Below are 20,734 nucleotides of genomic sequence, written 5' to 3'. Positions count from 1 at the left end.
CGACCGCCTTTTCAGTCATTACCTTGCCCGCTGACAGAAACAGGAGCTGATCCATGCCATACGATAACCTGAAAGAGAAATTCAACGACGTCAAGCGGCAGCACAATATCATGGCCCTGGTGGGCAACGGCTTCGACATCCAGGCATTATCCGATCTCGGAGCGCCCTCTGACACGCGATATGAGTCCTTCTTTCATTATCTGAAGTATCGCAGATTCAGCCCAGACAACCATATATTTCAGGAAATGGAGTTTCTCCTCTCGGAAGGGAAAACAAACTGGTGCGATGTCGAATTCGCCATCGAATCCCTGCTAACCCGCAGGGAAATCAGCCCCGAGAAACTGTCTGAAGACCTGGGAGCAATACAACGGGAATTCGCGAATTTTCTCAACCAGGTTGTAACCCCTGATATTCTCACGAACCTGGGCGAATCATCCATGAAGAATAAATGGGCCATCACAAGCCTCATGAAATTTTTGGGTGACATCAGAAACGCAACAGACTTCGGAAGAATACGATTCCCGAGGCGGATGAAACACTGCCATGCCATCAACTTTCAATTCATCAATTTCAACTTCACAACCCTTCTGGATGATTTCATCTACCTCGACCAGAAGCAATTTGATCCGCATCCTTATGAGCATTCTGACAGGAATGCGACTTTTTATGCCAATCCCCGCGAGCACAAGACATTTTCTTATCGCCTGGAGGAATATAAAAAAGACATCCATGATGCATGGTTTAAAATTTATCTTGCCTGCAATATCGTGCATCCGCATGGAATTCTGTACACGCCAAGGTCGCTTCTTTTCGGAATAGACGAAACGACAGGGCCTGCGGAACGGTTTTCCAAACCTTATTGGTCCCAGAATGAATTGCGATACAAGGATCTCTTCCCTGAAACCGATTTGTTCATCATTTTCGGGTGTTCGCTCGGGCATACGGACCGGTGGTGGTGGAGATCCATTGCCGATGCCCTTTTGAAGGAAACGGAAGATCAAGAAAAGCCCGAATTGCTTCTTTACTGGCGAAAAGGAAGCAAAGAGGCCCAATTGACCGCAGAAAATCTTCGATCGAGATTCGCAAAAGCGGCCGGCCTCGCTTTTGACCAGAAGGTGCAAAAGATGCTCGCAAGCCAAATACACGTTGTTTTGTATGATGATTCAACAATGGATCGCGTCTGGCTGAATACGCGCGCATTTGAATTCAATCAAACAGCTCATTTTTACGCTACTGCCAAGCCAGATGACGCCATGCAAAAAGCTGGCGCCGTGCCAAGCCCACGCGTTTTGCCGCCTCCACCTTTCTGGCCCCCCAAGGCATCGTGAATCAGGCTCACCAGAAAGGCGGAGCGCGCTCCAGACGAAAAGAAGCAGCGGCCAGCGGCCTCGCGGCACTGGATTTTCACGCTTTATTTCCGCTCCTTGTTTGATAGCAATAGGTCCTAGTCAAACGGGCGCAGAAGCCTATTTTCCACCCCTCATATTCGCTCCTGTTTTAGATGCTCTTGAATCAGGCCGTCCTATCCACCTCTGCCTTCCATTGCTGCCCATGCGCCCTGCCCTTTGCTCTTTTCTGAAAAAGCGCCCTGCCCTTTGCTCTTTTCTGAAAAAGCGCCCTGCCCTGGCGCTGCTTTGCCTGCTGACCGGCCCGGCCCTGGCGGCTGGCGCGGCAGGCAGCGCACCGCCCGCGCCATCGCAACCCGAAGACAGCTATCGCAACGCCAGCGGCGCGGCGCTGATAGGCGGCGCTGAACACGCGCGCGCCCTGATGGAAGCGGCCAACGCCGCCTTCATGCGCCAGCACCCGGGCGTGCGGCTGGCGTTTGACGGCAAAGGCACCAGCAGCGCCGTGCCGCTGCTGATGCATGGCCGCGTTCTGCTGGCCGTGATGGGGCGGGCCATGAACGACATCGAGCGCGTGCCCTGGCGCAAAACCGTGGGGGCAGAGCCGCTGGCCGTGCGCGTGGCGCATGCCGCCTTGCGCCCTGCCGGGGGCCTGGCCACCCATCTGGGCGTTTACGTGCATGCCGGCAATCCGCTGCCCGCATTGAGCGTGGAGCAGCTGGCGCGCATGCTGTCCACGGGCCACCCGCTGGGCGATTTTTCGCACTGGAGCCAGCTGGGGCTAACGGGGCCGCAAGGCCAGCAGCGCATTGCCATTTGCGCCACGCCCGAATACACGGGCTTTGGCGACTGGCTGCAAAAGCACGTGCTGCAAGGCCGTCCGCTGACTGCCTACGCACAGCAGCGCAGCAACAGCGCCGCGCTGCTGGAATGCGTGGCGCAAAACGCAGGCGGCGTGGCCGTGGCCGCGCTGGGCATGCAGCGCGAAGGCGTGCGCGCCGTGCCGCTGCTGGGCCTGGCCAGCGGCCAGCCGCTGCAAGGCACGGCGCAAGAAGTGACCGCGCAAGACTGGCCGCTGGCGCGCCCCCTGCTGGTTTACGTGCGGCGGCTGCCCGGCCAGGCCGCCGATCCGCTGGCGCGCGACTATCTGCGCTTTCTGCTCTCGCCCCAGGGGCAGGCGCTGGTGGCGGCGCGCTCTGGCGGCTACCTGCCGCTCACGCCCGAACAGGCGCAGGCCGAATTGCGCAAGCTGGACGAAGCCGCGCCCGCTGCCCAAAAGGGCGATTGATGCTGCGCCCGGCCGCGCCCCTTTTGCTTTCGGATTTCGCGCTTTCCCCCATCTCTCCGGTTCAACCCATGCCCGCTTGCCCACACCCTTTGCGCCTGGCCTGCTCTCTTCTGGCTTGCTGCCTGCTGGCCGCTTGCGCCACTTCCACGCCCGTCAGCCCGTCACCGGCGGACAACGGCGCGCCCGCCTACGCGCCCCGGCCCGTCAGCGTGCCCGCGCAGGCCGGCTATGTGCTGCCCGACGGGCGCGTTCACATCATCGGCAACGACGGCATGCAGGCGCTCATTGACGCGCTCAACGCCGCCTTCAGCCGCCATCACCCGAACGTGCGCTTTGCCGCCACCTTGCAAGGCTCATCCACCGGCATGCCCGCGCTGGCGGCAAACGCCACGCTGCTGGCGCCCATGACGCGCGACATGTGGCCCGGCGACCGCGCCGCCTGGCGGCAATTGCAAAGATCACAAGGAGCGCAAGGCTCGCAAGAGCCGCTGGCCGTACGCATCGGCTACAGCGGCTACGGCCCGCGCCCGCCGCACAAAACGCCGCCCGCCGTTTATGTCAATGCCAGCAACCCGCTGGCCGGGCTGGACATGGCGCAAGTGGCCCGCATCTTCACCGACGGCCAGCCCGGCGGCGACCTCAACACCTGGGGCCAGCTGGGCCTGACACAGCCCGGCTGGGCCAGCCGCCGCATCCACGCCTACGGCCTGCGCGATGACGGCGGCTTTGCCACCGGCGTGCGCACGGCCCGCCTGGGCGGGCGGCCCTTTTCCGTCAAATACGAACCGCTGCCCTCGCGGCAAGACGTGATTCGCGCCGTCTCGCAAGACCCCTACGGCATCGGCCTGATCGGCTGGATGAACGCCAGCGCCGTGGCCGCCAACGTGCGGCCGCTGCCCCTGGCCGCCCAGCCCGGCCAGCCCTTTTACGGCCCCGATCTGCCATCCGTGCGCCAGGGGCGCTACCCGCTCTCGCACCACGTGCAGTTCTACGCGCGCCAGCCGCTGGACGAACTCGCGCGCCAATACCTGCTGTTCGCCCTCTCCAGCGAAGGCCAGGCCATCGTCGCCAGCCAGCAAGGCAGCGCCGAAGGCTACGTGCCCCTGAGCGCAGACGACCTGGCCGCCGAACGGCGCAAATTGCAGGCGGCGCCCTGAAAAGCTGTTTGTCTTCTGGCTACAAGAACCTGCCGGCCTGAACAGCGCTTCAAGCCCCGCCACGCAGCCAGATCAACAAGGCCAGATGATCACGCCCCTTCGCTTCCGCATCAATCATTTTTCATAGCAAATAAATGGGGGTGAAAAACAGCACTTGCGCTCATTCCACTAGGACACATTGCTATTAAACAAGGAGCAAATAAAGCCAGCAGGCGGCCTTTCTGCTTCCCGCAAAAGACCTGCCTCGTCACTGAGCCTCTTCCAGCGCCTGCCGCTGCTTTTGCATCTCTTGCATGGCCTGTTCGTACTGCTGGCGCACCTGCTGCTGAATCTGCTGCGCCTGCTGCCGCGCGTTGCCCGCCGGCTGGCTGGCAGCGGGCGCGCCGGGCACAGCCACGGGCTGCGTCAGCACCTGGGCAGAGCGGCCTGCCAGTTTGGCCACGATGAACAAGGCAATGAGAAGGCCAATCAAGCCAAAGGCAATGCGCATGGAAGAAATCGCCGTGAGAAACCAAGCCTGAAACAACCTGCGCGATGCGCAATGTCGTGTTCTTTTGGACAGCCTTGGAGATTCTATTGTTGTCTATCTGTTGCGTAATGTTTTGAATTGCCCGCAACAACCTGCTTTGCGCGTCAGGAGTGCCCATGTTCGTCTGTCACGACCCACTCTCTTGCACCACGCTGGCCTTTCTGGGCGATGACTGGCAAGCCGCCCAACGGCGTACGCCGCCGATCAAGGCCTTTCTGCGGCAGTGGTGGCTCGCCGTCTGTCTGCTGGTCAGCGAACAACGCACCCAAGGCGGACTACAACTGTCAGTCGATGGAGCAAATCAGGCCGACTACGTCATGGTCTGCGCCGCAGGCTCAGGCGCAGCTTCCGCGCTGGCTGGCGTCTGGGGTGGTTCAGAGCCAGGTTCAGGTTCAGGTTCAGGTTCAGGTTCAGGTTCGAGTTCGAGTTCAGGTTCGGGTTCAAGCTCCACCGGGCTGGCAAGCAGGCGCACTTGCCTGAAAAACTCATCCAGCGTCATGCAAAAGCAGGTGCGGTCGTGGCGATGGATGCCGAAAACGATTGCGGAAGCCGCGCCGCACTCCCCCGGCTTTTTCATGGGCATGAGGATTTCAACGTAGTTGATGAAAGCGGGCAGGCCGACGCCGTTTTCCAGAAAAGCCGCCTTGCTGCCCCGCTGCGCCAGGGGCGTGGGCCAGTAGGGAGCGGAACCCAGGCACAAGCGGCCCTGGGCGTTTTGCTTGCCATAGACCACGCGATGAAAGTGGCTCTGAAGCTCACCCGCGCGCTCCATGTCTTCAATGACGTTGAGGGAAACGCCGTAGTCGTAGAAGCGCTCTTTTTCGGCTTCAAGAGCGGCCTTGTCTTTTCTGAATTCGATGAGCAGCCATTTGTACGCGCCCGAGTGCAGGGCGGGGCTGGTTTGCCGGGGCGGCTCATCGCCCGCCTGCAAGGTGATGACGCCCAGCGGCGCAAGGAAATTGACGCCCCACTTGCGGCAGGCTTGCTGGAGAAAGGCGTATTCGACGGTTTTTTCCCACCAGGCGAGGGCGGCGGCTGGGATGGCGGGCATGGCTGGCTCCTTGGGGGCAATGGGTTGAACAAAAGCGGGCACTTGTGTTTTCAGAAACCTGTTCAGAGTCTGGCTGCAAGGGGGCCGCAGACCGCCCGAATCCACACTTTTGTCTCCGTGGACGAACACTTTGAACAGGCTCTTACAGACAAGGCGCGAGGGAGCGATTATTCACGCAGCCCATCCGTCAGCCCGCATTCATCGCACCAGATCACAGTTTGCGCTGCGATGTGGCCGATCTGGCAGGCCTGAAGGTAGAGGGCCCGGCCTTCGCGCAAGGTGTGCGGGCCGTCACGCCCAGAAGGCGGCCGCCAGCGCGCCACGGACATCGCCAGTGAGAGCCTGTTCAAAGAATCTGGCCGCGAAGGCAAAAAAGCCAATCGGAATGGGCTGCAAGGCGCAAAGCAAATAAACCTCATGCGGGCCTTGAAAGCGCCCGGCCTTTCCATCAACACCACTGGCAGCAGCCGTGCGATCAGATGCGCCGCCAGTTTGGCGCAGGCGGAGCTATGGCAGCGACCAAGAATGGCGAGGCGGAAAAGCAGCAGGCACATCAAAAATCATCATCTATGGCGGAAAGGATTTCTGGATTCCCGGATTTTGATTTCTGTGTCCCTCAAAAGAACTCGAAAATGATCCTTGGCATCTTTTGCCCCCGGTGACAAATAGATTCCATCCAAATGTTCAACGACGGACCCATCGCATTCCACATATATGGTTTTCAACTTGTAGTCGGACTGAATTTTTTCGTCTTTCCAGCCGGTAACATATATCATTCGGCACTCCTGCTCTTCCTGATAGGCGGCATGTTTGACCAGATATTGCAATTTCAATAACCCAATCCGCATGAACCGATCGACAAACTCTTTCGCTTTTGCGCCGTCCTCATAGATTTCATTAATCAGACGCGCAAGCTTTCCCATCAAATCACGAATACCATTTTCCTTTCGTTCTATGATTTTGGAATAATTTTCCCATCGGGCTTCGGCCATTTTTCGGATTGAATCCAAATTTTTCGAATTCATACTGTTGGCGCATTCTTGATAAAAAGTCGCCTTATCGCGGCGCGCCAATGACAGATAGCCTGTCTCCGGGTCAATATATATACATCTGTACAGATTGTATTTTATTGGTTTATCTTTATTTGCTTTGTCGCCTCTTGCGTTCATTGAAAACTCTGGCATTTTCAGAATCTCATTTGCTTCATCATCTTCATCTTTCAACTTGTGATCCTGATCGTCCACACGCATAGGGTTATTAATATGCATGGCACGGTTGCTTCGACCAAAGAAATCGCTTAGGAAAACCAGACTCACGCCTGACGCCTCCTGATTATTTTCCTTTCCATAAAGGCGGAATTGGTTCAAGCTATCGTGATTGAATGTAAAACAACCAACGAACGTTGCATAAGGTTCATTGTCAATGAAGATATCTGAAGCCAGCTTACAACATTTTCCTAAATATTGCCCTAGGACAACACCCTCCTTAGGGTCGTTCACATTGCCAATAGAACCAAGCCGAAATGCAGAAGGTGAACCCGTTTGTGAGTTGCCAATTAATTTAAAAGCAGTCTCGCAACGGCTATAATGAGCAAATTTATGTTCATAACCATGGTATTCGGCAAACTCGAAATCTTCCAATTTGACATCTTCAGAACCAGCCTCCTTGAAATTCTCCAAACTTGCATCAAGCACATCATTATCATGATAATTCATATTTTGCGCACAAAGTAATTTAGCTTCAATTTTATCTATTATTCCCAAAAATTCAATTAAATTCCATTTAATTCCCTCCACTTTTTCCGGCCCAATTTTTCCCAGAAGCCTAGCCAACTCCAAAAAACATGTCGAGTCATGGTAAGAAACGTTCTCTTGATTTTTAAATAAATCCTCGGCCTTAGTGAAATTATTATTTATCAAATGCATTTTGCCTGTTGCTAACTGATTTGCATGATGAAGAAAAGCTTCATCCTTATCAAATTGAGGCATGAAGCTTATTATATTTTCAATTAAACCATTTACTTTCTGCCTTAATAACTCATCTTCCCAAACCTCCCTCTTTGCAAGAATCTCTACAAGAATATATTGAACAAGAGCGCAAACATCTGATTCACCTTTCGCTGCATTAAGCACATCTTCGCAACACTGCACTGCTTCTTTGTACAATCCATTGCTTTCAAATATTGCCTCAATATATAATTTGTCAAAGATATCGGCATCATTTTCTTTACTGATATTTTTCAATATCTTGATGGCCTTACTCTTTTGATTGGACCGGAAATACAAGAAACCTAGACTTATTCTGGAGCCAAGATATAGCCTATAATTTTTAATCGAAACACTCTCAAAGGCCTTGATGGCCTGTATTCCCAATCCTTTTTGCAAGCACCATGCCCCGAGCAGATTTCTTGCTTCATCAAAGCGTTTTTGGTTATCGCCCGAAACTTGCAGCAATAATTCCACCGCCTCTTGCGGTCGGTCCAATTCAATATAAGCACTAGCCAATCCAATTCGCACCGCATCATAAAATTTACAACCGTGCTCTTCAACGAGGATTAATATATTAACCGCATTCTTCCATCTTCCAGTCCTTAAATAAGAGTAACCCAATTTAAATCGAATCTTTTCTGCTTCTTCTTTGGATATATCAGAACAGTATTTTTCAAGAATCCACATCGAAACCTCTATCACATCGATCCACTGCTCTTCTACGATATATATATCAATCAAATAACACTGCGCCTTGAAATATTGCACAGTATCGCATTGATTTATGCTTTCAAACTCATTTTCTGCTTCTTTGAACCTTTTCTTCTTCATCAGATCAATTCCCCGCTGAAGGATTTCATCTGCACTAATTTTTTTCATCATTATTCTCCAATTCAATGATCAGACAGAATTGAGATATTACCTTGCATTTCACGCAATCCATCAGAATTTCTTTGTGATTCCCAACTGCCGAGAAATACTTGGCAGTTGCTTCATTGCGGTAGTGCGCACCTGGCTGCCACGAAGGAAGCCCTGTGTTCGTCTTTGCGGCGAGCAGTGCAGTTTTTCAAATCCAAATTGCCCGTGTGTTCTTGCCGGCATGCTGGCGCTGGGCATGGGCAGAAAACGCAGGAGCAGTGGCGGCGGACGGTTCAGCCGCCTATGCAGCGGCAGGCTTGCGGGTGGGCATAAGGGATAGCCCTGAAAAGAGTGGGCGGCGCTATGCAAATCATAGCTGCCCGCGCTGATTTCACTAGGGCTTGCGGCCGATTTGCTTCCAAGGCAAAAGTCCGTGCAAGGCAGTGGCTGGGCGCGCGCATGCCTTCGCTAAACGGCTGGACAAAGCCTCTGCACAGAAGGGAAAACCCTATTGTTTTCAAGGCCGGAAAACAGGCTGTCTCTCCTACACTCAAAACACCGTTCGGACGCATTCAACGATTGGCTTGACCAGCCTGCCGGAAGGCGCTCCCGGTTTCCCTTTTTATTTGTTTAACTATCACGAGGCACCCGGATATGACTACCCAGGCGTTTACCCCCGAAGCAACCCAGGCCCGCATTCAGCACGAAGGCTTGCGCAGCAAGATCATGACGGCCGAGCAGGCGGCGGAGCTGATCCAGCCAGGCTTCAATGTGGGCATGAGCGGCTTTACCGGCTCAGGCTATCCCAAGGCTGTGCCCCTGGCGCTGGCCGCGCGAATGGAAGCGGCGCACGCGGCGGGCAAGCCGTTTCGCGTGGGCCTGTGGACGGGCGCTTCCACCGCGCCGGAGCTGGACGGCGCGCTGGCCAAGGCCGAAGGCATCAGCATGCGGCTGCCCTATCAGTCTGACCCCACGGTGCGCAACCAAATCAACGCGGGGGGCATGTTCTATTCAGACATGCACCTGTCGCATGTGGCGCCCATGGCCTGGGCCGGCTTTTTTGGCCGCCTGAACGTGGCCGTAATTGAAGTGGCAGGCATCCTGCCCGATGGCCGCCTGATTCCCACCACGTCTGTCGGCAACAACAAAACCTGGCTGGACATTGCCGACCACGTGATTCTGGAAGTGAACCACTGGCAGAGCACAGGCCTGGAAGGCATGCACGACATCTACTACGGCACGCGCCTGCCCCCGCACCGCCAGCCCATCATGCTGACCGCGCCGCATGACCGCATTGGCGAGCCGTACCTGCACTGCGATCCGGAAAAAATCATCGCCATCGTGCAGACCGACGCGCACGACCGCAATTCGCCCTTCTCGCCGCCCGATGAAAACTCGCGCCTCATTGCGCAGCACATGATTGACTTCTTCCAGCACGAAGTGAAGGCGGGCCGCCTGCCCGCCAACTTGCTGCCGCTGCAATCGGGCGTGGGCAACATCGCCAATGCCGTGCTGGCGGGCCTGAACGAAAGCCCCTTCAACAACATGACCGCCTACACCGAGGTGCTGCAAGACGGCATGCTGGAGATGATCAAGTCCGGCAAGCTCACCTTCGCCTCGGCCACGGCGCTGTCGCTCAGCCCCGAGGCCACGCAGTACTTCACCACGCACCTGGACGAATTCCGTGGCCGCGTTCTGCTGCGCCCGCAAGAAATCAGCAACCACCCGGAGCTGATCCGCCGCATGGGCATGCTCGCCATGAACGCCATGATCGAAGCCGACATCTACGGCAACGTGAACAGCACGCACCTCATGGGCAGCACCGTCATGAACGGCATTGGCGGCTCGGGCGACTTCGCCCGCAACGCCTACATCTCCTTCTTCATGTCGCCCTCCACGGCCAAGGGCGGCGCCATCTCGTGCATCGTGCCCATGGTCTCGCACACCGACCACACCGAGCACGACGTGCAAGTCATCGTCACCGAGCAGGGCCTGGCCGATCTGCGCGGCCTGGCGCCCGTGCCGCGCGCGCGCCGCGTGATTGAAAAATGCGCCCACCCCGACTACCGCGACGCGCTCACCGACTACCTGGACCGCGCCCTGGCTGGCGGCGCGCCCGGCAAACACACGCCACACCTGCTGCAAGAGTCGCTCTCGTGGCACCAGCGCTTTGTGCAAACGGGCGACATGCGCAAAAAAGGCTGAAGCGCCACGCGAAACACGGCGGCCAGCGCACCATCCGCCCGCTGGCCGCTTTCGCTCCTTTTCCAATAGCATGATCTCCCCGTAAACAAAGCGACAAAACGCTTTTTAAGTACCTGAATTCGCTCCTCTTTTTTGACCAAAAACCGCCTTTGGGCGGTTTTTCCGTATCCGCCCTGCCCTGCCATGAACACCCAACCCGATCGCCAATACATCCGCGTCCTCACCATCGCCGGCTCTGACAGCGGCGGCGGCGCGGGCATCCAGGCCGATCTCAAAACCTTCGCCGCGCTGGGCTGCTACGGCATGAGCGCGCTCACGGCGCTGACGGCGCAAAACACCTGCGGCGTCACGGCCATCCACGCCGCGCCCACGGCCATCCTCACCGCGCAAATTGATGCCGTCGTCAGCGACATCGGCGCGCACGCCACCAAAGTCGGCATGCTGCACTCCGTGGAAACCGTGCAGGCCGTGGCCGCCGCCATCCGCCAGCACGCGCTGGCGCATGTGGTGCTCGATCCCGTCATGGTCTCCAACGCCGGCTCGCCGCTGATTGAGCCGCCCGCCGTGGCGGCCCTGGTGCGCGAGCTGTTCCCGCTGGCCGAAGTCATCACCCCCAACCTGGACGAAGCCGCCATGCTGCTGGGCCGCCCCGTGGCGGACGCGCCCGCCGACGTGTCCGCCATGCACGCGGCAGGCCAGGCCCTGCTGGCCCTGGGCGCTAAGGCCGTGCTGCTCAAAGGCGGGCATTTGGGCGCAAACGAAGCCGTGCACGACCTGCTTTTCACCGCCAGCGGCCAGCCGCCCCTGCTCATCAGCCACCCGCGCGTTGCCACGCGCAACCTGCACGGCGCGGGCTGCACCCTGTCATCGGCCATCGCGGCCTTTCTGGCCCAGGGCCAGCCGCTGGCAGAAGCCGTGCAGGCCGGCTGCGATTTCGTGCACCAGGCCATTGCCGCTGGCGCAGTCGTGCGCACAGGGCACGGCAATGGCCCGCTGAACCACGGCGCCGCGCCGCTGCCCATGCGCACGCTGGCGCTTTAAAAGACCGTCCTAAAAAATCATTCCCAAAGTCTGGTCTTGCGCCAAATACAAGTCATTTTGCTCATTTCAGCAAAATGTTTGGCCAGCACATGCCACTGCATACCGCTCATGTCATTGGGTACATGAGGGAATTTGGCTATTCAGCCCGATTTAGGGATCGTTTTTTGGTGCAATGAGCGCGAGAGCCATTTTTCGCCGTCTGAATTTGCTTCTTTTTTTGAGGCTTCAGACAGGCGGCCCCAGCCGGGGGCCTGATCGGCCAGGTCACGAATGGGCTTTGAGAGCGCGGCCTTGCTCCTTGACCGCGCGGGCCGCCCGTCTTTACTTCTTGAGCGCTGCCACGGCGGCTTCGGCGGTGAGCAGCTGGAAGGTGAAGACCTCTTCCAGATACAGGCGCACGGCGCTTTCGGTGTGGCTGAGGTAGCCGATGGAGACATCGCGCGCCAGGTGCAGGGAGAAGTCGCCCCCGCGCGTGGAAACCAGATAGGCGCCTTCGATGGCGGGCGCCCACACGATGTTGTCCATGCCGCCCACCAGGCGCTGGATGTGGTTGAGCACGGGGTAGCCCTGCTCGTTGGCTTCTTGCAAGGCGGTGTAGGTGTCGGCGCCGAGCACGGCGGTGTAGGGGCCGTCCACGCCCGCGAGCTTGAGCTGCTTGAGCGCGGCAGCGGTGGTGTCAGGGAACTGGGCGGCTTGCGCGGGCAGCGCGAGCACGGGGTTGGAGCTGCCTTCGCTGATGCCGGTGATGCCCGCTGCCTTGTAGCCCAGGAAGATGGCGCGGTCTTCGGCGTAGGCCAGTTGTTCGGCGGCGTCTTTGGCGGGCTGCCAGTCGGAGTCTTGCGAGCCGCGCTCCACGTCGTCGATGGCTTCGCGCGAGAGTTCAAAGGGTACGCGCAGCTCGATCATGGGCATGACCTGGCGCTGGCGGGCGATAACGCCTTCTTGCGGCGATTTGAGCGCGGCCAGGTGGCCGGTGCCCACGGCCGGGCACTGCGCGCCGGATTCGGGCTGGATGACGTCCACCACGCGGCGGCCCGCCAGGTTGCGGCGGAAGGTGCGGGCGACTTCTTCTTCAATCTGCGCCCAGGCGGCGCTGGAGATGGGGGCGAGTTCGCGGTGAAGGTTGTTCATGGCATGGGTTCCTTTGGGTGGAGTGAATGGAAAAAAGCGGGGCGGCTTCAGCCGCGTTTCCGGGCGGGCGGCGGCTCTTGCGGCTGGCCTTTGAGCGAGCCGATGGCGAGCGCGCCGCTGGCGGCGGTATCGGCGGCAGCGGCGGCATCAGCAGGCGCTGCGGCGGCGTCACCGGCGCTGGCTTCATCTGCCAGCGGGTTGCCTTCGGCCAGGGCTTCCAGCAGGGGTTCGGAGGGCACGAAAAAGAGCGTGCCGGTGACGGCGGTGCTGTAGTCGAGCAGGCGGTCGTAGTTGCCTTCGGGGCGGCCAATGAACATGTTGGTCAGCATCAGCTCGGTCACGGCCGGGTTGCGCGCGTAGCCGATGAAGTAGGTGCCGTATTCGCCGCGCGAGGGCGTGGCAAAGGGCAGGTTGCCGCGCAGGATGGCCATTTCGTTGCCGTCTTCGTCCTCCACCACGTTCAGCGCCACGTGCGAATTGGCGGGCTTGACTTCGTCGGGCAGCTCGATGTCGTCGGCCTTGGTGCGGCCCATCACGCGCTCTTGCTCTTCGGTCGTCAGGGCATTCCACGCCTTCATGTCGTGCAGGTATTTCTGCACGATGACGTAGCTGCCGCCGGCAAAGTCCGGGTCTTCTTCGCCGATGACGGTGGCCTCGAAGGCTTCCTGCCCTTCGGGGTTTTCGGTGCCGTCCACAAAGCCCACCATCGAGCGCGCGTCAAAGTAGCGAAAGCCGTGCACTTCGTCCACGGGCTGCACGGCGCCATCGAGCGCGCGCATGGCCTGCATGACCAGCTCCTGGCACATGTCCACCGTGTCGGCGCGCACGTGCAAAAGCAAGTCGCCGGGCGTGGCGGGGGCGTGGTGCTTGGCGCCGCGCAGTTCCTTGAAGGGGTGCAAATGCGCGGGGCGGGGGCTGCCGAAGAGGCGGTCCCAGGCGTCGGAGCCGATGCCCACCACCAGATTGAGCTGGCGCGCATCGTCGCGGTGGCCCACGCTGCGGCGCAGTCCGGCGGCGTTGCCGAAAAAGGCGCGCACGGCGTTTTCGGCTTCTTCGCCGGGGGCGATGTTCAGCACGACATAGTGCGCTGCGCCGCCCGCTCCAGCCGTGACGGCCTGGGGCTGGGGAATGGAAAAGGAAGAAGAGGCGTGGGATGCGTCTGGTGTGTTCATGGCGGGATGATGTGGCCGCCGGGGCCGGTTTTTCAAGGCGGTTGGTTCGTGATGGAAGCGGGACGCGAGCGCGGGGCCTGCCCCGCTGGCTCGCCGCCCGCCTTGATTATTGGCTCAGGGGCGGCGTGGCGGCCATCACTTCTTCCAGTGTGGTCACGCCTTCGGCCACGCGCAGGGCGCCGGCCAGGCGCAGGGGGCGCATGCCGTCGGCCACGGCCTGCTTGCGCAGCTCGGCAAGGACGCCGCCGTGCTGCACCTTGGCCTGGAATTCCTCGCTGACGGTGAGCAGCTCGTGCAGGCCCAGGCGGCCCTTGAAGCCGGTCATGCGGCACTCCACGCAGCCTACGGGCTTGTACAGGTGCGGCTCGGCGTTGAGTTTCCAGGGGCGGATGGCTTCCTTGAGCAGTTCGACGGCGTGCGGGTCTTCATTGGGCTGGCGGCACAGCGGGCAGAGGGTGCGCACCAGGCGCTGCGCCAGCACGCCCAGGATGGTGGCGCTGAGCAGGTAGGCCGGCACGCCCAGCTCCATCAGGCGGGTGAGGGCGCTGGGGGCGTCGTTGGTGTGCAAGGTGCTGAACACCAGGTGGCCGGTGAGGGCGGCCTGCACGGCCATTTCGGCGGTTTCCAGGTCGCGGATTTCGCCAATCATGATGATGTCCGGGTCTTGCCGCATGAGCGCGCGCAGGCCCTCGGCAAAGCTGAAGTCGATGGCCGGCTGCACTTGCGTCTGGTTGAAGGCCGGTTCGATCATTTCGATGGGGTCTTCAATGGTGCTGACGTTCACTTCTTCAGTGGCCACGCGCTTGAGGGTGGAATACAGCGTGGTGGTTTTGCCGCTGCCGGTGGGGCCGGTGACGAGGATGATGCCGTAGGGGCGGGCGATGAGCGCCTCCCAGCGGGCGGCGTCGTAGCGGGCAAAGCCCAGGGCTTCGAGCGACTTGGAGGCCGATTCGGGGTCGAAGATGCGCATCACCAGCTTTTCGCCAAAGGCGGTGGGCAGGGTTGAGAGGCGCATTTCCACTTCCTGCCCGGCGGGGTTGCGGGTTTTGATGCGGCCGTCCAGCGGGCGGCGCTTTTCCACCACGTCCATGCGGCCCAGCAGCTTGATGCGCGCGGTCATGGCGGCCAGCACGGCCAGCGGGGCCTGATAGACGGGGTGCAGCACGCCGTCGATGCGAAAGCGGATCACGCCCTGGTCGCGCCTTGGCTCCAGGTGAATGTCGCTGGCGCGCTGGTCAAAGGCGTATTGCCACAGCCAGTCCACCACCTGCACCACACCCTGGTCGTTGGCGTCGAGCTGCTTGTTGCTGCGGCCCAGCTCCACCAGCTGCTCGAAGCTGGCGGTGGCCGAGACGCCGCCGCTGGACTTTTGCACGGCGCGCACGGTTTTGGCCAGCGCGAAGAATTCAGCCGTGTAGCGGCGGATGTCCGCCGGGTTGGCCACCACGCGGCGCACCATGCGCTTGCTCTGGCGCTCCACTTCGGCCACCCAGTCGGTGATGAACGGCTCGCTGGTGGCCACCACCACTTCGCCGCTGGTCACCTGCACGGGCAGCACCTTGTGGCGCTCGGCGTAGGCGGCGCTCATGGTTTCGGCCACTTTGCCGACTTCCACCTTGAGCGGGTCAATGCGCAGGTAGCCCAGGCGCGCGCGCCCGGCCAGGTATTCGGTCAGGCGCTCCACGTCCATCACGTTGCCCTGCGCGTCGGTCACGCCAATGGCGGCCAGGCGCACCAGCGCGTGCTGCGAGCTTTCGGCCTGGCCGATGCGGGCCACGGTGCGCTCGGCTTCTTCGTTGGTGATCACGCCGTCCTGGCGCATCCACTCGATGAGGTGGCGCCATTGCAGCGGGCCGCTGTAGTACTCGGGGTCTGGCGCGGCGGCAAAAGCGTGCGGGGCGTGGTGATGGCGGTGTGCGTGAGGAACGGGCGGCGGGGTGGTCATGGCAATGGGCAGGGCAAAACGCGCGGCGCGGGCATCAGAGTCTGTTCAGCATCTGGCCGCAAAGGGCGGCGGATCGGGCGGATCGGCGGATCGGGATGGGCTGCAAAGCGCAATCCGCAGACGGGCCTTGCCGCCTGCTGGAGGCTTGCAAGGCCCGCGAGCGCCCGGCTCCGCGCTTTTCGCATCCGCAGGCAGGCTTTGGGCAGGTTCGCAGAAAGAGGAGCAAATTCAAGGGGTCCAAAAACGGCTTTCGCGCAATATCTACTAGGACATCATGCTATCAATCAAGGAGCGAAAAAAGGCGCGCTCCAGCCATGCGCGCCTGCCAGCAAGGCCAGCAGCTTACTTCTCCACCGGCTTGAGCCACTTGAGCCACTGCGGCGCGGGCAGCCCCCAGCGCTGGCGGATTTCTTCGGCGCGCGCGGCCAGCGCCTCGCGCGCGGGGCGTGTGGGCGCGCGCTCGGCCAGCACCACGGTGTTGCCCTCGCGCGTGGGCTTGAAGGCCCAGAGGGCGCGCGCGCCAAAGGCTTCGCCCATGCGCGCCAGGCTGCGCGTGTAGCTGGATGAGCGGCCAAACAGGTTCACGCTCATCACGCCGTGGGCGGTGAGCAGGCGGCGGCAGTCGGCATAGAAGGCGGCGCTGTCCAGCACGGGAGCGGCGGCTTCGTGGTCATACAAATCGACTTGCAGCGCGTCCACCGTGCCCAGCCACTCTTCGCGGCGGATTTCCTCGGCGGCATCAGCCAGCACCACGCGCAAGGTGGGGCCGTCTTCCGGCAGGCGAAACCAGTGGCGGCACACGGCCAGCACTTGCGGGTTCAGCTCGATGGCCGTGGTGCACATGCCCACCTGCTTGCAGCAGAACTTGGTGAGCGCGCCTGCGCCCAGGCCCAGCTGCATGGCGTGGCCTTGCACGGCGTCATCCAGATCGGGCGCGAGCAGCATCCAGCCCATCATGCGCTGCACGTATTCCAGCTCCAGCGCGTAGGGCTGGCGCAGGTTCATGCTGCCCTGCACCCAGGGCGTGCCCAGGTGCAGGTGGCGCACCGGGCCATCTTCCGAAATGCTGACTTCGGGCAGGCCGCCGGTCATGGCATCAGTCGCTGTCATCAACCGGCTCCGTCTGGATGGATGCGCCCGTGGCGTAGAACTGCCCGCCCGCCACATAGTGCAGGCTGCGCCACTCGGGCGCGCTTTCAAATTGCCAGCGGCCCTGGCGAAAGGCGCGCTCATCCGCCCAGGCCGCCGTGATTTCGCCCATGAACAGGTCATACAGCAGCTCGTTGCGCTTTTCCGGCAGCACGCGGCACGCCAGCCAGGCCGAGCAGCCCGCCACCAGCGGCGCGGGGCAGCCAGGCAAATCAAACAGCCGCGCGCCGGAGTGGGCGAGCTTTTGCGCGTCTGCATGCAGGCTGTGCGTGCCCAGCCAGCGCACCAGCGGCGCCTGCGCCGCCGTGGGCACCTGAATGACGAAGTGGCCGCTTTCTTCAATGAGCGCGCGCGTGGCCGCGCCTTTGTCAATCACCACGGAGAGCTTGTCAAAGTCCAGCACGCAGGCCCAGGCGGCGGCCATCACGTTCTGCCGGCCGCCGCTGCGCGCAGACACCAGCACCGTGGGGCCGTGATTGAGCAGCCGCACGGCCTTGGGCAAAGGCACAGGGGCGATGAAAGGGGGAAGCGGGGCGGATGGCATGGCCGTGATGGAAAGAGCGAAGCGTGAAAGAAAAAGAACGCGCTGGCGGGCCAAAGCGACCGGCGCTGCGGAAAAGAGAGCGGCTTGCGCCGGACTGGCGGGCGCTGGCGGGCTTTGGGACGTTTTCAGGCGCTTCTGAACGCTGGAACCCGCCTGGCCGCCGCGCCCTGTTTCCGCCCGCCATGCGCCAAAAAACAAACTGCCCGCGCCAGGGCGAAACAGGCGCGGGCAGCTCGCGGGGGCAAGGCGCGCAGGCCGGATCAGAACAGCACGCGCACGCGCATCGTGCCCGGCACGGCGCGCAGCTTGTCAATCACGCTGGCGGAAGCGCCCGCGTCCGTGTCAATCACCACGTAGCCCAGCGCGTCATCCGTTTGCAGGTACTGGGCGGCCACGTTGATCTTCGCGTCGGAGAAAACCTGGTTGATGGCCGACATCACGCCCGGCACGTTCTTGTGCACATGCAAGATGCGGTCGCGCCCCGGGTGCTCGGGCAGCGCCACTTCGGGGAAGTTCACCGAGGTGATGGTCGAGCCGTTGTCCGAATACTTCACCAGCTTTTCGGCCACTTCCAGGCCGATATTGGCCTGCGCTTCCATCGTGGAGCCGCCAATGTGCGGCGTCAGCAGCACATTGTCCAGCCCGCGCAGGGGCGACTGGAATTCGTCCTTGTTGGACTTCGGCTCGGACGGAAACACATCAACCGCCGCGCCCAGCAGCCTGCCCGACTTGATGGCCTGCGCCAGCGGCTCAATTTCCACCACCGTGCCGCGCGAGGCATTGATGAAAATGGCGCCCGGCTTGAGCGCCGCAATCTCCTTGGCGCCAATCATCCAGCGCGTGGAAGGCAGGTCAGGCACATGCAGCGAAACGATGTCGCACTGGCCCAGCAAATCGTGCAGATTGCCCACTTGCTGCGCATTGCCCAGCGGCAGCTTGGCCACCACGTCATAAAACAGCACGTTCATGCCCAGCGACTCGGCCAGCACCGAAAGCTGCGAGCCAATGGAGCCGTAGCCCACGATGCCCAGTGTTTTGCCGCGCGCTTCATACGAATTCGTGGCCGATTTCATCCAGCCGCCGCGATGCGCCGCCGCGTTTTTTTCGGGAATGCCGCGCAGCAGCAAGATGGCCTCGGCCAGCACCAGCTCGGCCACCGAGCGCGTGTTGGAATAAGGCGCGTTGAACACCGCCACACCCTTGTGGCGCGCCGCCTCCAGATCAATCTGGTTGGTGCCTATGCAAAACGCGCCCACGGCCACCAGTTTTTGCGCCGCCGCCAGCGCCTCGGCGTTCAGTTGCGTGCGCGAGCGCAGGCCCACAAAGTGCGCATCGGCGATCTTTTCTTTCAGCTCATCGCCTTGCAGCGCGCCCGGCAGCGTCTCCACATTGGTGTAGCCAGCGTTCTTGAGCACCTCCACCGCCGAAGGGTGTATGCCTTCGAGCAACAGGAATTTGATCTTGCTTTTGTCCAGCGACGTCTTGCTCATGATGTGACCTTGCCTTTGAAGTGGGATGAAACGAAAAAGGGGCGGCGGATTCAACTGAACCGCCGCCCCGGCAGACAAGCGCGGGATGCTAGCACCAACGCCTGAAATAGCCCTGACACGCGCCAGCCCTTCTGCGTTCAAACTCCGTTTATGGCCTGGCCGCGAGAGGCAAAAGCGCAGATCAGGGCTATCTGCAAGGTAGGTGCAAACCGCTGATGGACTTTACTGTCCGTTTGCTGCCCGACGAGGCGTTTGCAACGCCCACGGGCAGATTACAAAACAGACCCTCAGCGCCCAGCCAGAGGCGATAAGGTGAAATAGCCCAGCAAATAGCGCCCTTTCTCATCAATCGGCTGCTCGCTCATGGCAAGGGCTTCGGCCCGCTGGCCTTTGCCATCCAGCCAAAGCTCCAGCAAGTCTTTGCCTACGCGGCGGCCCTTAATTTCCTGTCGGGTACCGTTCCAGTCGCTGGCCGCAGCGTCTGCCTGCTTGACATAGGCCACCCAAGTGCCGGGGGTCAAGAAAAAACGGCGCGATTTGATGGCATAGGCGTGGCCCAAAAAGGCCATTGCTTCATCTTCCAGACGACTGGCTGCTTCCGAAAAATGGCTCGCGTCAGACTCTTGCAGAAAAGAAAAGGGAGGTGGATTTGACATGGTATCGATATCTGCTGCCCAGATTGCTGCACCCAAAAATAAACAAGTCATCACGCCAGCATTGCGTAGAAATTTCTTCAACCAATTCATTTCAACCCCATATCGATATATTCAATCCCCGTCCTCCTATCATATTTCTCATTCTCATTCAACAAAAGAATCACTACTGTCAACCAGTATATTTTCATTCACAAGACTCGAATTATTGCGTTGCCAAGGATTCCGCAAACGAAATACAGCCTCGTCATTTTGATCAAAACGAACTCCATCCACCACATAGACATGGTTATCCACCAAATCATCCTGTGGAGCGTTCTTGTCACAAAATAAGCGACGAAAAACCAATTGGATATATATTCCAGGTCTGTTGGCAAAGTAACAGGGCGCCCTTCTTGCAAGGCTTGCCTGACACGCGCTTCAATACTCTTGGTTTCCCTATTGCAAACGCTTGATCTCGAGAAATACCATCACCTCGCGCCCCTGTGATCGTCTGCATGGCTTCTCTTGCCTTGCCACCTTCGTCTATATCCCTCTTCCAAGGCGCCTCCTCCTAATTTAACGTAGGTAACTTCAATTATAGACAGCCATACAGGCGTGTCAAATTTGCCATTGCCAAGTCAAAACTCTACACTAAAATTGTCAGTTTCATAGCTATAGGAAATAGAACTCTGGATTTGATCTGGAGACCGGTCGGCTACAGCTCCAGCATTAGCAATGAAAAGCAATATCCAATACGATCCTGCTGGATATTATCAGCAGAAGGCCTGCCAGACACTCCATACAAATCGGCGGCGTCATAAAAACGTTCATTTTCCAGAATAGGAGCCACGGGAGGGATAGGGCGACTCCCTTCTCCACGCGCCGCTACATTGGACAAACCAGAATCAAGCTGATTAAGCCGTGTGGGTGTCACGTCAGTGGCTGAAGGTGTTGCAGATCTGTTCTCATTGCGGGCAGTCTTGGGTAAGCACGCCACTGGCAGCAGTAGCTTGCACATGGGAGATGGCATGGATCATGTCTCGAGTGCTGTGCTGACAGGATGCTTTTTTGTTCTTCCCGACAAGCGCTTGCCACTGCTCGTCGTTCATATCGTTTAGGCATATGAAGTGCTATCAATCTAGGTTTTGAGAACAGTCTCTCAAGCCCGCCCAGCCCGCCTGTAACGGGCTGGGTGGAAAGCCATG

16 protein-coding genes are annotated in these 20,734 nt (G+C 59.8%); 5 read left to right on the top strand and 11 right to left on the bottom strand.

Features of this window, described 5'->3' with window-relative positions; translation table 11 throughout:
• Nucleotides 1–53: 53 nt before the first annotated feature.
• The 3 genes from QB898_RS00590 to QB898_RS00580 all read left to right on the top strand — a co-directional run bounded on the left by QB898_RS00590 (nt 54) and on the right by QB898_RS00580 (nt 3,791).
• On the top strand, nt 54–1,328 hold the full coding sequence (locus tag QB898_RS00590) for an AbiH family protein (protein ID WP_279523379.1): 1,275 nt from the start codon (nt 54–56) through the stop codon (nt 1,326–1,328).
• Between the two features lie 223 nt (nt 1,329–1,551).
• A complete protein-coding gene (locus QB898_RS00585) occupies nt 1,552–2,634 on the top strand; it encodes a PstS family phosphate ABC transporter substrate-binding protein (protein ID WP_279523377.1) in 1,083 nt (360 codons plus the stop codon).
• 68 nt (nt 2,635–2,702) lie between these two features.
• Complete coding sequence (locus QB898_RS00580) at nt 2,703–3,791, top strand: PstS family phosphate ABC transporter substrate-binding protein (RefSeq protein WP_279523376.1); 1,089 nt, start codon at nt 2,703–2,705, stop codon at nt 3,789–3,791.
• 247 nt (nt 3,792–4,038) lie between these two features.
• On the opposite strand, the gene QB898_RS00575 is transcribed toward QB898_RS00580, so the two are convergent.
• The 4 genes from QB898_RS00575 to QB898_RS00560 all read right to left on the bottom strand — a co-directional run bounded on the left by QB898_RS00575 (nt 4,039) and on the right by QB898_RS00560 (nt 8,238).
• Complete coding sequence (locus QB898_RS00575; RefSeq protein ID WP_050715952.1) at nt 4,039–4,281, bottom strand: hypothetical protein; 243 nt, start codon at nt 4,279–4,281, stop codon at nt 4,039–4,041.
• Between the two features lie 349 nt (nt 4,282–4,630).
• A complete protein-coding gene (locus QB898_RS00570; RefSeq protein WP_279523375.1) occupies nt 4,631–5,371 on the bottom strand; it encodes a hypothetical protein in 741 nt (246 codons plus the stop codon).
• A gap of 167 nt (nt 5,372–5,538) precedes the next feature.
• A complete protein-coding gene (locus QB898_RS00565) occupies nt 5,539–5,925 on the bottom strand; it encodes a hypothetical protein (RefSeq protein ID WP_102282898.1) in 387 nt (128 codons plus the stop codon).
• Between the two features lie 9 nt (nt 5,926–5,934).
• Nucleotides 5,935–8,238, bottom strand: coding sequence for a tetratricopeptide repeat protein (locus tag QB898_RS00560; RefSeq protein ID WP_279523374.1), 2,304 nt, complete (start codon nt 8,236–8,238; stop codon nt 5,935–5,937).
• A gap of 633 nt (nt 8,239–8,871) precedes the next feature.
• On the opposite strand from QB898_RS00560, the gene scpC reads away from it, so the two are divergent.
• Nucleotides 8,872–10,422, top strand: coding sequence for a succinyl-CoA:acetate CoA-transferase ScpC (scpC, locus tag QB898_RS00555; protein WP_102282900.1), 1,551 nt, complete (start codon nt 8,872–8,874; stop codon nt 10,420–10,422).
• Between the two features lie 183 nt (nt 10,423–10,605).
• Nucleotides 10,606–11,463 carry a bifunctional hydroxymethylpyrimidine kinase/phosphomethylpyrimidine kinase gene (gene thiD, locus QB898_RS00550; protein ID WP_279523373.1) on the top strand — a complete coding sequence of 286 codons (858 nt, stop codon included), beginning with the start codon at nt 10,606–10,608 and terminating at the stop codon, nt 11,461–11,463.
• A gap of 321 nt (nt 11,464–11,784) precedes the next feature.
• Here thiD and QB898_RS00545 read toward each other — a convergent pair whose 3' ends face one another.
• The 7 genes from QB898_RS00545 to QB898_RS00515 form a co-directional block, all read right to left on the bottom strand.
• Nucleotides 11,785–12,594, bottom strand: coding sequence for a family 1 encapsulin nanocompartment shell protein (locus tag QB898_RS00545; protein ID WP_050715947.1), 810 nt, complete (start codon nt 12,592–12,594; stop codon nt 11,785–11,787).
• Between the two features lie 47 nt (nt 12,595–12,641).
• Complete coding sequence (locus QB898_RS00540; RefSeq protein WP_279523372.1) at nt 12,642–13,766, bottom strand: Dyp-type peroxidase; 1,125 nt, start codon at nt 13,764–13,766, stop codon at nt 12,642–12,644.
• 106 nt (nt 13,767–13,872) lie between these two features.
• The gene (gene tfpB / locus QB898_RS00535) at nt 13,873–15,711 is read right to left on the bottom strand and encodes a type IV pilus assembly ATPase TfpB (protein WP_279523371.1); all 1,839 of its coding nucleotides are present in this window, start codon (nt 15,709–15,711) and stop codon (nt 13,873–13,875) included.
• Nucleotides 15,712–16,053: 342 nt separating this feature from the next.
• Complete coding sequence (locus tag QB898_RS00530; RefSeq protein ID WP_279523370.1) at nt 16,054–16,821, bottom strand: class I SAM-dependent methyltransferase; 768 nt, start codon at nt 16,819–16,821, stop codon at nt 16,054–16,056.
• Entirely contained in the window at nt 16,808–17,404 is a 597-nt protein-coding gene (locus tag QB898_RS00525) for a flavin reductase family protein (RefSeq protein ID WP_102284423.1), read from the bottom strand. Before QB898_RS00525 ends, QB898_RS00530 begins: the two co-directional genes overlap by 14 nt.
• Before the next feature lie 260 nt (nt 17,405–17,664).
• Nucleotides 17,665–18,894, bottom strand: coding sequence for a phosphoglycerate dehydrogenase (gene serA / locus QB898_RS00520; protein WP_279523369.1), 1,230 nt, complete (start codon nt 18,892–18,894; stop codon nt 17,665–17,667).
• Nucleotides 18,895–19,181: 287 nt separating this feature from the next.
• On the bottom strand, nt 19,182–19,640 hold the full coding sequence (locus QB898_RS00515) for a hypothetical protein (protein ID WP_279523368.1): 459 nt from the start codon (nt 19,638–19,640) through the stop codon (nt 19,182–19,184).
• Nucleotides 19,641–20,734: the final 1,094 nt, after the last annotated feature.

Source organism: Ottowia cancrivicina (assembly GCF_029813755.1).
Taxonomy (GTDB): domain Bacteria; phylum Pseudomonadota; class Gammaproteobacteria; order Burkholderiales; family Burkholderiaceae_C; genus Ottowia; species Ottowia massiliensis.
This window is presented reverse-complemented; position numbering and strand designations above follow the sequence as displayed.